13 protein-coding genes are annotated in these 13506 nt (G+C 67.5%); 9 read left to right on the forward strand and 4 right to left on the reverse strand.

Annotated elements, in window-relative coordinates:
* The first annotated feature begins 60 nt into the window (after positions 1-60).
* The 3 genes from ET475_RS01780 to ET475_RS01790 all read left to right on the forward strand — a co-directional run bounded on the left by ET475_RS01780 (position 61) and on the right by ET475_RS01790 (position 2884).
* The gene (locus ET475_RS01780) at positions 61-1722 is read left to right on the forward strand and encodes a class I adenylate-forming enzyme family protein (RefSeq protein ID WP_129385456.1); all 1662 of its coding nucleotides are present in this window, start codon (positions 61-63) and stop codon (positions 1720-1722) included.
* 119 nt (positions 1723-1841) lie between these two features.
* The gene (locus ET475_RS01785) at positions 1842-2147 is read left to right on the forward strand and encodes a GIY-YIG nuclease family protein (RefSeq protein WP_129385458.1); all 306 of its coding nucleotides are present in this window, start codon (positions 1842-1844) and stop codon (positions 2145-2147) included.
* 236 nt (positions 2148-2383) lie between these two features.
* Entirely contained in the window at positions 2384-2884 is a 501-nt protein-coding gene (locus ET475_RS01790; RefSeq protein WP_129385460.1) for a GNAT family N-acetyltransferase, read from the forward strand.
* A gap of 191 nt (positions 2885-3075) precedes the next feature.
* Here the strand turns inward: ET475_RS01790 and ET475_RS01795 are convergent, their stop codons facing one another.
* Genes ET475_RS01795 through ET475_RS01810 form a run of 4 tightly spaced genes read right to left on the reverse strand, consistent with a single transcriptional unit; the run spans position 3076 to position 6616 of the window.
* Positions 3076-4068, reverse strand: a complete 993-nt coding sequence (locus ET475_RS01795) for a VOC family protein (protein ID WP_129385462.1) — start codon at positions 4066-4068, stop codon at positions 3076-3078.
* Between the two features lie 22 nt (positions 4069-4090).
* Positions 4091-5125 (reverse strand): 4-oxalomesaconate tautomerase, encoded by a 1035-nt coding sequence (locus ET475_RS01800; RefSeq protein WP_242497725.1) that lies wholly within the window; start codon positions 5123-5125, stop codon positions 4091-4093.
* A 25-nt stretch (positions 5126-5150) separates the two neighbouring features.
* Entirely contained in the window at positions 5151-5864 is a 714-nt protein-coding gene (locus ET475_RS01805; RefSeq protein ID WP_129385466.1) for a 4-carboxy-4-hydroxy-2-oxoadipate aldolase/oxaloacetate decarboxylase, read from the reverse strand.
* Positions 5861-6616, reverse strand: a complete 756-nt coding sequence (locus ET475_RS01810; protein WP_129385468.1) for a PIG-L deacetylase family protein — start codon at positions 6614-6616, stop codon at positions 5861-5863. The genes ET475_RS01805 and ET475_RS01810 overlap by 4 nt, the downstream gene beginning before the upstream one ends.
* A gap of 207 nt (positions 6617-6823) precedes the next feature.
* Between ET475_RS01810 and ligM the strand changes: the two genes are divergently transcribed.
* From ligM to ET475_RS01840, 6 genes are all read left to right on the forward strand, one after another.
* Positions 6824-8230 (forward strand): vanillate/3-O-methylgallate O-demethylase, encoded by a 1407-nt coding sequence (gene ligM / locus ET475_RS01815; RefSeq protein WP_129385470.1) that lies wholly within the window; start codon positions 6824-6826, stop codon positions 8228-8230.
* A gap of 30 nt (positions 8231-8260) precedes the next feature.
* Positions 8261-9835 carry an AMP-binding protein gene (locus ET475_RS01820; RefSeq protein WP_129385472.1) on the forward strand — a complete coding sequence of 525 codons (1575 nt, stop codon included), beginning with the start codon at positions 8261-8263 and terminating at the stop codon, positions 9833-9835.
* A 240-nt stretch (positions 9836-10075) separates the two neighbouring features.
* The gene (locus tag ET475_RS01825; protein ID WP_129385474.1) at positions 10076-10858 is read left to right on the forward strand and encodes an ABC transporter ATP-binding protein; all 783 of its coding nucleotides are present in this window, start codon (positions 10076-10078) and stop codon (positions 10856-10858) included.
* Positions 10845-11555, forward strand: a complete 711-nt coding sequence (locus ET475_RS01830; RefSeq protein ID WP_129385476.1) for an ABC transporter ATP-binding protein — start codon at positions 10845-10847, stop codon at positions 11553-11555. Before ET475_RS01825 ends, ET475_RS01830 begins: the two co-directional genes overlap by 14 nt.
* 3 nt (positions 11556-11558) lie before the next feature.
* On the forward strand, positions 11559-12440 hold the full coding sequence (locus tag ET475_RS01835; RefSeq protein WP_129385479.1) for a branched-chain amino acid ABC transporter permease: 882 nt from the start codon (positions 11559-11561) through the stop codon (positions 12438-12440).
* Entirely contained in the window at positions 12440-13504 is a 1065-nt protein-coding gene (locus ET475_RS01840; RefSeq protein WP_129385481.1) for a branched-chain amino acid ABC transporter permease, read from the forward strand. Before ET475_RS01835 ends, ET475_RS01840 begins: the two co-directional genes overlap by 1 nt.
* Positions 13505-13506 lie beyond the last annotated feature (2 nt).

Here is a 13506-nt window from a genome sequence, read left to right on the forward strand (position 1 = left end):
CACACCACCCGCACGCTCCACACACGGTGACGACGAGGCGCCAACGCGGGAGGAGAAGTGATGACCGGAAACACCGAGTACGACCCGAGCGAACTGCAGCGGGTCTTCGAGAGCAGTTTCACCTGGGCTGCCGCCTTCGCGCGCAATACCCACCGCTACGCGCGTCGGCCCGCGCTCAGCGATCCGCCCAGTGGGCGTTCGTGGACATATGCCGAACTCGGAATGGCCACCGGCCGCCTCGTCGACGGCCTGCGCGCGCATGGCGTGGGCGTCGGCGACATCGTCTGCTACCAGCTGAAGAACACTCCCGAATTCGCTTTTCTGTACATCGCCGCGCAGGGGCTGCGGGCCGTGAGCTCGCCGATGAACTTTCGGCTGGCACCGGCCGAGACCGCCCATATCATCGACGGTGCCAAGCCCGTGGTGTTCGTCTACGACGGGACGGATGCCGCCAATGCGGCCGAGGCGCTGAAGATCGCATCGCACCGGCCGCGCGTCATCGCCGCCGTCGGCGGCGAGCTCATCGACGGGGCCATCCCGTTCGACGAGCTGCTGGCCGCGGATGCGGCATCCTTCCACGCTCCCGAAGGCGCCAGCACGTGGGACGAGACCAGTCGGCTGTACACGAGCGGCACCACCGGCATGCCGAAGGCGGTGCCGCTGACGAGCCTGAACGAGATGCTCACGGCGCATGACGTGACGATGCACTTTCCGCTGAGCCCCACCGACAAGACGATGAACATGTCGCCGTGGTTCCATCGCGGCGGCAACTACTGCGCCGGACCGAACACGGCCTTCTTCGTGGGGGCCGAAGTCGTCACACTCCCCCAGTTCGACCCCGACCTCGTGCTGGACTCAGTCGAGCAGTACGCACTGACCTACGTGATCGGCGCCCCCACGAACCTCGAGCGGCTCGCCGACGCACAAGAGGCCCGACCGCGCGACCTTTCCAGCCTGCGCGGCATCGTGACCATGGGCGCACCGCTCAGCCACGACGCTGCCCTGCGCTATCAGCGCGTGCTCACCGCGCGCATCGCCAACGGATACGGCACGACCGAGGCGTTCTGGAACACCTATCTTCGCCCCGACGACCTGCCGGCCGCGGCGGGGGCGGCCGGGCGCGCGTGCCTCGACGACGACGTCGCCGTCGTGCGAGTGCAGCCCGATCGCCTGTCGGCGCCCGACGAATATGCGGCCAAGGACGGCACCGAGGTCGGCGAGGTCATCATGCGCTCGACCAAGTCGGGGTACGCGTATCTGGGCAATCCCGAGGAGCAGGCGCAGAAGTTCCGCGACGGGTGGGTGTACCCGGGCGATCTGGCCACCTGGGACGACGACGAGATCGTCACGATCGTCGGACGCAAAGACGACATGATCATCTCGGGTGGCGAGAATGTGCACCCGGTGCAGGTCGAAGAGGTGCTGGCCGGTCATGCCGGCGTCGCCGACTCGATAGTGGTCGGACTGCCCGACCCGGAATGGGGCGAGCTGGTCGTCGCTTACGTGCAGCCGCGGCAGGGGGAACTGACGGATGCCGCGGCCGCGGCATCCGAGCTCGACGCCTTCTTGCGCTCGAGCGTGCACCTTGCCGACTTCAAACGCCCGCGCCGGTACGCGTTCGTCACCGAGCTGCCGTATACCGCCACCGGCAAGAAGCAGCACTTCAAGCTCAAGGAGCAGGCGCCCGCCGACTCCGACGCGGGGCGGTTCGTCGCGCCCTAGCGGCGAGGCTGAGCGTCGGGCCCGCGGGCCCGACAGTCCCGCTCGTTGAGCGAGGCCGCGCGAAGCGCGGGCGAGTCGAAACGCTCCGAGTGTCCGAACCCGCGACTACCGTGCCGTGAATGACGGGCTTCACCTACATCCTGCGCTGCGCCGACGGCACGTTCTATGTCGGTAGCACCGTCGACCTCTCCAGACGCCTCGAACAGCATCAGCAAGGGCTCGGAAGCGCATACACTCGGCGTCGGCTCCCGGTCGAGTTGGCGTGGAGCAATCAGTTCGATCGCATCGACGAGGCCTTCGGCTGGGAGAAGCGCATCCAGGGATGGAGCCACGCGAAGCGGCAAGCGCTGATCGACGGAGGCTTCGACGCAGTCATCGGGTGGAGAACAAGGACGCGAGCCGCCCAGCGTCCGGCGAGCGCGTAGGGCGCCGTTTCGAGTCGTCTACGGCTCGTTCAACGACCGGGGGGTCGTTTTGACTGGCTGCGCTCGCTCAGCGGCCGAGGCAAACTGGGCCGGTCGTTGAGCGAGGCCACGCGAAGCGCGGGCGAGTCGAAACGACCAGATGTGGCATGCTGGCAGGCATGTTCCGTCATTGAGTCAACGCACCGATCGTATCCGCGGTGCGCACCGTCATGCCCTCATCTCAATGAACGGAACCCATGAGCACGAACGATCTGCGCGTTCTCGCGCTGCCCCACGGCCTCGCGTCGGCTGCGGCATCCATCACCACCCGTCCGGTCGCGACCACAGACCGTGACAGGCTCGCCGACATCTACCTTGCGGCCTATCCTGCGCAGATCGGCGCGGCCGACCTCGCCGACGCACGGACCGAGATGGATGCCACATTCGCGGGCGCATACGGGACGCTACGTTTCGATGCGAGCGGCGTCTCGCTCGACCGCCACGGAGAGGTCACCGGCGCGATTCTCGTCACCACCCGCTCGATCTGGGATGAGGGCGTGCCCGGCCCCTTCGTGATCGATCTGTTCGTGGATCCCACAGCGCAGGGCCACGGGCATGGCCGCGCGCTCGTGCAGGCGGCGATCGACGCCTGCACCGCCACTGGCGACGAGACGCTCTCGCTGCGCGTGGGTGAGGGAACGACTCCTGCCGCTCATGCCCTTTATGCGTCGCTCGGGTTCGCGACGCCGGTGGCCTGAGCCCGAGAGCGTACGGCGCCGTTTCGACTCGCCTACGGCTCGCTCAACGACCAGGAACAGTGCGCCGTTTCGACTCGCTGCGCTCGCTCAACGACCAGGAACAGTGCGCCGTTTCGACTCGCCTACGGCTCGCTCAACGACCGGGAACGTTTCGACTCGCTGCGCTCGCTCAACGACCCGGGGCAGCGGGCTCAGTGCCCCGCGAGGGCCTGGCGGTCGATCTCCTCCTGGTTCTCGACGAACGGGGTGCCGTGCGTGTGGAAGGTCGCGACGGTCTTCATGCCCCACGCCTGTCCCTTCGCGCGCTCGGCCTGACTCCACTCCACGACCGGCCAGTCGGGGTCGACCAGCAGCCGTGCCTGCGCATTGGCGAACTCGATACGGTTGCCGCCGGGCTCCCACACGTACAGGAAGAAGGTCTGGTTGATGGCGTGCTTGTACGGGCCGTACTCGATGTAGATACCGTTCTCGAGGCAGATGTCGGCGGCCTTGAGGATGTCCTCGCGGTTGTCGGGTGCGAAGGCGAAGTGGTGGAAGCGCCCACGCTCACCCGTCCAGTCCTCGGAGTAGACGACATCGTATGACTTCTGGTGGAACCGGAACCACCGCGCCGAGAAGTGCCCGTCATCCATCCGCACCCGCTCTGACTCTCGCGCCATCATGACGTCCTGCCAGAATTCGCCGGCAGCGTGCGCGTCGGCGGCGAGATAGTTGATGTGGTCCATGCGGCGCGCGTTGATGCCGCGACCGGGGAATGCCGAGGCCTGGTTCTTCAGCGCGGGGCGATCCTCGTCGTCGGGCACGTAGTGCTCGGTGTCGTAGTAGATCGCCAGGGTGTGCCCATCGGGGTCTTCGAATTCGTACGAGCGGCCCACGCCCACCTCGGGGTCACGCCAGCCGTGGCCGAGGCCTGCCTTCTCGATCGCGGCGACACGACGGTTCAGGGCGTCGTTGCTGGTCGCGCGCACGAGGGTGCGACCGACGCCGTTCGTGTCGGAGCCGGTGAGCTTCAGCGTGTACAGCTGGTACTCATCCCAGCAGCGCAGATACGCCGAATCACCCACCCGTGCGACCTCGCGCATTGCGCAGATGTCGCGGAAGAAATGCAGGCTCTCTTCGAACTTGGGTGTGAAAAGCTCGATCGCGCCGAGGTGCGCGAGATCGAAGTTCTCCTGGTGTGCCATGGGTCCTCCTTGACTGAGTCGATCACAATCGGGGGCGCGCGAAGACGCGTCCGTCGAAGAGCTTGCGGGCCGTGCGCAACGACGATGATGTCGCCCGCCAGACCCCATCCACATCCTGCCCCACCTCGACGCGTGCGGTGAAGGCGCCGCTGGGGTGCTCGAGCACGGTGTCGTGGTCGTCGGTGAGGTGGGCAAGGTCGGCGCCGACGGCGCCGGGGATGCGGATGCCGGCGGCCACGGATGCTGCCATCAGCACGCCGATCGCGGTGTGCACGCGGTGCGGGATGAACGCGCGGGTGCCGATGGCTCCCCCGTGTCGTGGTGGGGCGAGCAGGAACATCTTGGGCACGGTCTGATCTGTGACATCCCCGAGTCCGAACAGCTCGCCCGCAGCCCGACGCACGCTCTCGATCTGGGCGTGCAGGCTCGTGTCGGCCTCGAGCTCGGCAGGGCTCTCGTCGCCGGTGACGCCGAACTCGGCGGCATCCATCAGCACGACGGGCATGCCGTTGTCGACGAGGGTCACGCCGTGTCCGGCGAGGGTGTCGGAGGGATGCCCGGTGGGCAGCAGCGGCCCGGAGCCGGCCAGGGTCAGCTCGATGGGGCACGCGGTGCCGGGCACCCCGTCGATGCGCGCGTCGCCGTCATAGTCCGGGCGCCCGTCGGTGACGGTGAACGATGCCGTAGCCACATCGCCGGTGTTCACCAGCCGGATCCGCACGCTGGTGGTCGGCTCGGTCGCCGGGATGATTCCGCGCTCGAGCGCGAACGGGCCGACACCGGCCAGCAGGTTGCCGCAGGTCTGCCGGTCGCTGACGACGGGCTCGTCGACCACGACCTGCAGGAACAGATAGTCGATATCGACGTCGGGCTCGCGAGAGGGCGAGACGATAGCGACCTTGCTGGTGAGCGGGTGCGCGCCGCCGATGCCATCGATCTGGGTCGGGTCAGGGCTGCCCATCACCCGCAGCATGAGGAGGTCGCGCTCGACAGCGTCGGTGGGCACGTCGTCGGCGAGGAAATACGCGCCCTTCGACGTGCCGCCGCGCATCAGCATGCACGGCAGCCCATCACGTGCCGGGTCAGCCGGCATCGTATTCCTGTTGGGTCATGTAGACGATGCCGAGGTCGGTGAGGGTCGGGCGCAGTCCTTTGCGGTCCAGGCTCAACTGCCCGCCCGCGTACGCGGCCCGGTCTGCCTCTTCCTTCTCGAACCGGGCATCGGATGCCGCCAGAGCTTGGGCCGCGTCGGTGCGGGGCACGCACAGCACCCCGTCATCGTCGGCGACGACCACGTCGCCGGGCCGGATGAGCACCCCACCGACGATGACGGGCACGTTGATCGATCCGGGGGTGTTCTTCACGGTGCCCTGCGCGCACACCGCCGAGGCCCACACCGGAAAACCGAGAGCACGCAACTCGGCCGTGTCACGCACACCGGTCGTGGTGACCAGACCGCGCACGCCCCGGGCGTGCAGCGCCGTGGCGAAAAGCTCACCGAACGCGCCGTCGGTCGAGGGAGAGGTCGTGGCCACCACCAGCAGGTCACCGGACCGGCACTGCTCGACGGCCGCGTGGATCATCAGGTTGTCACCGGGATGGCTGAGCACTGTCACGGCCGTTCCCGCGACCCGCACGTCCTGCTGGATCGGACGCAGCCCGATCCCCGAAAACCCGGTGCCGACAAGGCCGGTGCGGCCCATCGCCTCGTGAACGGTGGCGACCCCGTGCACGGCCAGCGCGTCGACGGTGGCTGCGTCCGCCCGGGCGATGTCGGTGACGATCACCGGGCTCATGCGAGCTCTCCGGTCACCTGCGGGTAATACCGCACATACGCCTCACCCATGGTCTCGTGCGCAAGCCCCAGGTTCGGGCCCGCGTTGCGCTTGACCTGCACGCCGCGACGCACCGCGAGATCGGTGTAGTACGACCACATGTGCTTCTGCGCCGGCAGACACTCCATCGCGGCACGCTTGCGCGGGAAGGCGTCGGTGATGTCCAGCAGCACATTGGGCCGGAAATCGCACTGCTCGGGCTGGTGCGGTTCGAAGAAGAACACCGGCGGGGCGCCGATGATCTGCTCACGTGACGGATACGAGCCGTCCGAATTGGCCACACCGATCGCCTGCGCGAGCACCCGCGCCTGCAACGCCATCCGCGCCGCCGCCGGATGGTCGCCGTTGTACGGGTCGACCAGCGTGTGCGTGAGCACCACCGTCGGCTGCGTGCGCCGATACACATCCACCAGCTGGGCCACCGCCTCATCGCTTTCTCGCAACGGGTAATCGCCCAGATCGAGGAACTCGATATCCGCACCCAGGGCGGATGCCGCAGCCGACGCCTCCTCGCGGCGCAGCGCCTTTATCTCCTCCAACGACTTGCCCGCCAGCCACTGACTGGCCGACTCGCCACGCTCCCCGTAAGACAGGCACACCACGGTGGCCCGCTCACCACGCAGCGCGGCCGCCGCGATCGCACCACCCGCACGCCACACGAAATCACCCGCATGCGCACTCACAACAACCAACGACGGCGAACTCTCAGCCATAAGACTCCCTCACGACGCGGCACGGTGCCGATGGCGACCTTTCTCCCCAGACAACCACATTCGGCAACATTGGTCAAGAAATTGGCGACAATCTTGGTGTGCAAGAACTGTGTGCGCGGAACTTACCTATGGACATAGGCATAACGACTCCGTAGGATCGGCGACGAGTCCCAACCCGAACACTGTCCAGACGTCGAAGGAGACACCATGGCCGAGAACCTGCAGCAGCTGCTCGAAGAGAAGGGTGACGTCGTGCAGATGCTTCGCGACTCGCAGTTGGGCACCTACATCTATCCGGTGGTCCCCGCCGAGTTCACCAACTGGCGGCGCGAGCAGAAGGCGTGGCGCGAGACCGCCGTGCTCTACGACCAGACGCACCACATGGTCAACTTCTTCCTCTCCGGCCCCGATGCCCTCAAGCTCCTGAGCGACACCGGCATCAACTCGTTCGCGAACTTCCCCGTCGACACCGCCAAACAGTTCGTGCCCACCTCGTCGACCGGCGGCGTCATCGGCGACGGCATCCTCTTCCATGAGGCAGCAGACGAATACGTCTACGTCGGGCGCGCGCCCGGCGCGAACTGGCTGCAGTTCCACGCAGAAACCGGCGGCTACGACGTCGAGTTCCGCTACGACGACCGCTCGCCCTCCCGCCCGTACGGGCAGGCCGTGCACCGCGACTACTACCGCTTCCAGATCCAGGGCCCGGCCGCCTGGCAGATCATCGAGAAGCTCGCCGGTGGCCCCGTCGAGCAGGTGAAGTTCTTCCGCATGGGACACATGAGAATCGCCGGTTCATCGGTGCGCACGCTGCGGCACGGAATGGCCGGCGCGCCCGGGCTCGAGCTGTGGGGCCCGTACGCCGAGCACGGCACCATCCGCGACGCCATCCTCGAGGCCGGCCGCGAGTTCGGCATCGAGCCGTGCGGCGCGCGGGCGTACTCGTCGAACACTCTCGAGTCGGGCTGGATCCCCTCGCCGCTGCCGGCCATCTACACGGGCGGCGACATCGAGCGCCGCTTTCGCGAATGGCTGCCGGCGAACAGCTACGAGGCCATCAACGCGATCGCCGGCTCGTTCGTCTCGTCCGACATCGAGGACTACTACCTGAATCCGTGGGATCTGGGGTACGGCTCCTTCGTCAAGTTCGATCACGACTTCATCGGTCGCGATGCCCTCGAGAAGCTCGACCCCGAGCAGCAGCGCAAGAAGGTCACCCTCGCGTGGAACGACGACGACCTCGCCAAGATCCTCGCCTCGGTGCTGGATCGCACCGGGCCCGGCTACCAGTTCTTCGATCTGCCCAACGCCAACTACGGCTCGAGCAACTACGACGCCGTGATCGACGCCGGCGGCGACACGGTGGGCCTCTCGCTGTTCACCGGCATCACCGCCAACGAGAAGCGGGGGCTGTCGCTGGCCACGGTCCACCGCGACGTGCCGATCGGCGCCGAGGTGCGCGTGGTCTGGGGCGAACCCGATGGCGGATCGCGCAAGACCACCGTCGAGCCGCACGAGCAGATCGCCGTGCGCGCCGTGGTCAGTCCGGTGCCGTACGCCGTGACCGCACGGGCGGAGTACCACGGAGGATGGCGCACGAGCGGCCAGCTGTGAACAGAGCCGACCCGGGTCGAGGAGGACTCCATGCGCGCGCACTACGCCGATCTCTGGAATGCGCTGGCCGCTGCGGTGCCCGAGCGCGAAGCCATCCGCTCCGTCGACGGAGCGACGTGGACCTACGCGCAGTTCGCGCGCGACGCCGGAGCGCTGGCGGCCACCTTCGCCGCCCGCGGCCTGCGCGCGGGCGACCGGGTGGCGCTGCTGCTGTACAACCGACCCGAGTTCCTCGTGACGGTGTTCGCGTGCCTGGCGGCGGGTCTCATTCCGGTGCCGCTGAACTATCGGCTGCGCGCCCACGAGCTGGCGGCACTTCTGGATGACGCCGAAGCGGCTGCGCTCGTGGCGCCCACCTCGTTGCAGAAGACGACGATGGATGCCGCGGCCGGGGCGATCTCTGCGCCCGAGCTGCTGTGGATTCCCGACGACGGCGACGCTTCGCCGGGGTGGGCCCAGGCGACAGCGAGCCCGGCACCGCTGCCGTCGCCACCCGATGACGCCGAGCTGTGGCTGTACACCGGCGGCACCACCGGTCGTCCGAAGGCGGTGCGCTGGGACGAGCAGGAGATGTTCGAGGCACAAATGGCGCCGACCTACTCGGTGATCGGCCTCGAGTGGCCGCGCACGATCGACGAGGCGGTACGGATAGCCGCCGACCCGCGCACGCCGCACGTGGTCACCCTGCCACTGTCACCGTTTCTGCACGGCACGGCACTGACCACGTCGATGAACACACTCACTCTGGGCGGCACGGTGCTGGTCACTTCGTCGCCCCGCCTCGACGCCGACGCGGCCGTGCGGTTCGCAGCGGCGGCATCCGCCACTCGCCTCATCGTTGCCGGCGACGGCGTGACGGTGCCGCTGGTCGAAGCCGCCGAACGGCTGGGCATCAGGCTGCCGGCGGTGCAGACCGTCATCAGCTCGGGGATGCGGTTCAGCCCCGAAACGAAGCGTCGGCTGCACGCGCTCGGAGACATGACGATCATGGACATGCTCGCCTCGACCGAAGGCGGCGTTTATGCGTCGACCACGACCACAGGCGCCGACGATCTTCCCGGCCGGCCGCAGCTGTTCCCGTCGGCGGTGGTGCTCGACCAAGATCTGCACGAAGTGCAGGACCGCCCTGGAGCGCTGGGGATTCTCGCCCAGCGCGGGGCGCTTCCCCTCGGTTACCACGGCGATCCGGACAAGACAGCGGCGACATTCCCGGTCATCGCCGGGGTACGGCATGTCATGCCCGGCGACTGGGTGCGCGTCGAAGACGATCGACACATCGAGTTCCTCGGCCGCGGCAGCGGCGTCATCAACACCGGTGGCGAGAAGGTATATCCCCTCGAGGTCGAAGAGGTACTGCTGGAGCACCCCGCCGTCGCCGACGCTGTGGTGCTGGGCGCCCCTGATGCGCGGTTCGGCGAGGTCGTGACAGCGGTTGTGGCACGACGGCGCGAAGTCACCGTCGATGAGCTGCTCGCGTTCGTCGACGAACGGCTGGCCGGCTACAAGCGGCCGCGGCACATCCTCTTTCGAGCATCGCTTGACCGCACACCGACCGGCAAGGTCGACATGGCGGAGCTGCGCGACGAGGTCGTGCGCGAGATGTGAGGCAGGGCGGGATGCCGCGGGTCTGTCGCCGCCCGTGGATCCGGCAATCGAGCGACGCACGCGAGGTCGTGCCCGATGGGAGGATGTATGCAGTGGAATCGACTCATACACAACGGTTGGGTAAAGACACGCGCAACATGCATCCAAAATCGTTGACAATTTGAGCGCGAATCCGTAGCGTCCCTCTCGAGGGACGCAGGTGCGCGTCAACGGTCCAGCGACGAATCGGAAAGGCGGGCGATGGCTGCTCGACTGACTCTGGGGGATGTCAGCCTTCACTTCGGCGGGGTCTCGGTACTCGACAAGGTCGGTTTCGATGTCGAACCCGGTCAGATCTTCGGTCTGGTCGGCCCCAACGGCGCGGGCAAGACCTCACTTTTCAACTGCATCAGCGGGCACTACCGCCCCAGCGGCGGATCGATCACCATCGACGGCGAAGAGGTGAGCGGCTCACGCCCCGCCACCCTCGCGCGCCACGGGCTGGCCCGCACGTTCCAGCATCCCGCGTTGCAGCTGAACCAGACAGTGCTGCAGAACGTCATGCTCGGCGCACACACTCGCCTGCCCGGCGGTCCGCTGGAGTGGGCCCTGCACCTGCCGCACACCGCCCGCGCCGAACGCACGCTGCGCGACGAAGCGCGCGCACTGCTCGAGCGCAACGGTCTGGGCTGGGCAGCCGACGTGCGCGCCGACGAACTGTCGCACGGGCTGCACAAGGGCATCGAACTGTGCCGGGCGCTGCTGATGCGCCCCAAACTGCTGCTGCTCGACGAACCGGCGGCGGGGCTGCCCCACGGCGAGGTCGAGCAGCTGATAGCCACCGTGCGCCGCATCCGCGACCAAGACGACATCACTGTCGTCATCGTCGAGCACCACATGGGCCTGATCGCCGCCCTGACCGATCGGGTCGTCGTGCTCGACCACGGGCGCAAGCTCATGGAGGGCACCGCGGCCCAAGCACAGTCGGATCCCCGCGTCATCGAGGCGTACATCGGAAAGGATGCCGCGGATGCCGCTGCTTGAGCTCGAGGGTGTCACGGCGTTCTACGGTCCGATCCAGGTGCTGGACGGGGTGTCACTGACCGTGCCCGAGGGCGGGGCGGTCGGCATTCTGGGAGCCAACGGCGCCGGAAAGACCACGACCCTGCGCTCGATCAGCGGTACCGTGCGCGCCCGGGGCAAGATCACCTTCGACGGCAAGAGCATCCGCGGGCTGCGACCCGACAAGGTCGCGGCAATGGGCATCGCGCATGTGCCCGAGGGCCGCGGCACACTCGGCGATCTCACCGTGCGCGAGAACCTGCGCGTGGGCGCCTACCTGCGCAAAGATCGCAAGGGCGTCACGCACGACATCGACTACTGCCTCGACCTGTTCCCCCAGCTGCAGGACCGCATCCGCTCGAACGCCTCGGCCCTGTCGGGCGGCGAGCAGCAGATGCTCGCCGTCGGCCGGGCGATCATGGCCAAACCGCGGCTGATGCTGCTGGATGAGGCATCCCTCGGTCTCGCCCCCAGCACGGCGAAAGACGTGTACGAGGCGATCGGGAGGCTGCGACGCGAGTCGGGCATCGCCATGGTCGTGGTCGAACAGAACGCCAACCTCGCCTTCACTCTCGTCGACTCGGCGACGGTGCTCGAGACGGGGCGCAACGCCCTGACCGGCACCAGCGCCGAGCTCAAGGGCATGGACGAGATCCGACGCGCATACCTGGGAGGGTGAGAAGTGGGGACGTTCATCCAACTCGTCGTCGACGGGCTGTCGACGGGGTCGATCTACGCCGCACTCGCCCTGGCGATAGTGCTGGTCAACCAGGCCACCGGACTCATCAACTTCGCTCAGGGCGGCATGGCCGTGCTCTCGGCCTACATCGCCTGGTGGCTGACCGGGCTGGGCGTGCCCCTGATCCTGGGCATCCTGCTGTCGGTGGCGGTCTCGTTCTTCCTGGGAGCGATCATCGAGCGGTATCTCATGCGCCGCTTCGAACGGGGTGACCCTGACACCGCTGTCGTGGTCACGATCGGCCTGCTCACCCTGATCACGGGGCTGTGCGGGTGGCTCTGGACCTACAACAACCAGCAGTTCGCGTCGCTGTTCTCACTGAACACCATCCAGTTCGGCGGGGCGAGCATCAGCGTGCGCTCTCTGGGCACGATCGTCGTGATGGTGGTGATGATGATCCTGCTGCAGGCGCTGTTCATCGGCACCAAGCTCGGGCTGGCGCTGCGTGCGGTTGCCGTCAACCCGCAATCGGCCGCCTTCTCGGGGCTGCCGGTCGGCCGGTTGCTGATGGTCGGGTGGGGCCTGGCCGCCGTGCTGGGCGCCGTCGCCGGAGCCTTGGTGGCTCCTCAGCTGAGTCTGACTCCCGGAATGATGGACACCGCCCTGGTCTACGCCCTGGCCGCGGTGATCCTGGGCGGCATGACGAGTCCGATCGGTGTGGTCGTGGCGGCCTGGCTGATCGGCGTGCTCGAGAACCTCGCCGCGGTGTACGTTCCGTTCATCGGCTACGACCTGAAGGTCGCGGTGCCGTTCATCCTCATCTTCGTCGTGCTGATCGTGCGACCCCAAGGCCTGTTCGGCCGCAGAACGGTGGTGCGCGTCTGATGTCGGTGACCGCCTTCTTCGAAAAAGCCTGGGTGCGCTGGGCCGCGATAGCCATCGTCATCGTCGCCCTGGTGGTGTTCCCGCTGGTGCTGCCCGTGTTCGCGAACCAGACGATCGCCCGCATCGGTGTGTTCGCGGTGGCCGTGCTCGGGCTGAACGTCGTGATGGGCTACACCGGCCAGGTCTCGCTGGGCCAGATCTTCTTCGTCGGCCTGGGCGCGTACATCACCGTCTACGGCGTGCTGCACGACTGGAACATCATCCTCGTGTTCCTGCTGGCCTGCATCGGCCCGGCCGTGGTCGGACTGCTCATCGCTCTGGCCGCGGCGCGACTGGGCGGCCTGGCCATCGCCATGGTCACCATCGCGTTGCCGATCGTCGGCGTGCCGCTGGCCAAACGGCTCGGCGACATCACCGGCGGCTCGCAGGGACTGTCGGCGCGGTTCACGGATGCGCCGCAATGGAGCGGCCTGTACGACGACCAGTGGCAGCTGTACATCGTCATCGTCATCACCGCGATAGTGTTCCTGCTCACCCGCAACCTGGTGCGCGGGCGCTACGGGCGCGCTTTCGCGATCGTGAAAGGCAACGAGGCCGTGGCCTCATCGATGGGGATCTCGCCCTACTGGTACAAGGTCATCGCCTTCACCGTGGCATCCCTCATCGGAGGTGTCGCCGGGTTCCTCTACATGGTCGTGATCCAGTTCACCTCGCCCGAGACCATGAGCTTCGCCCACTCGATCACGCTGCTGGCCTCGATGGTCATCGGCGGGGCGGCCAGCATCATCGGGTCGCTGCTGGGTGGCGCGTACTACGTGCTGATCCCGCAGCTGACGAACATCATCGATCCGAACGCCACGGCGCTGCTGCAAGGTGCCATCCTGCTGATCGTGCTGTTCGTCCTGCCCGGCGGTCTCGTCTCGCTCCCCCGCGTGATCGCACGACTCGTGCGCCGGGGCCGCGGCACGGGCGGCGGGCGCACACCACAGACCACTCCGATCGCGGAACCGGACCCGGCCGCCGCGACGGAGGGAATCCCAACAGAGAGGCAAGGTCACGCATGAAC

The sequence above is a fragment of the Microbacterium protaetiae genome, assembly GCF_004135285.1.
GTDB classification, from domain to species: Bacteria; Actinomycetota; Actinomycetes; order Actinomycetales; family Microbacteriaceae; genus Microbacterium; species Microbacterium protaetiae.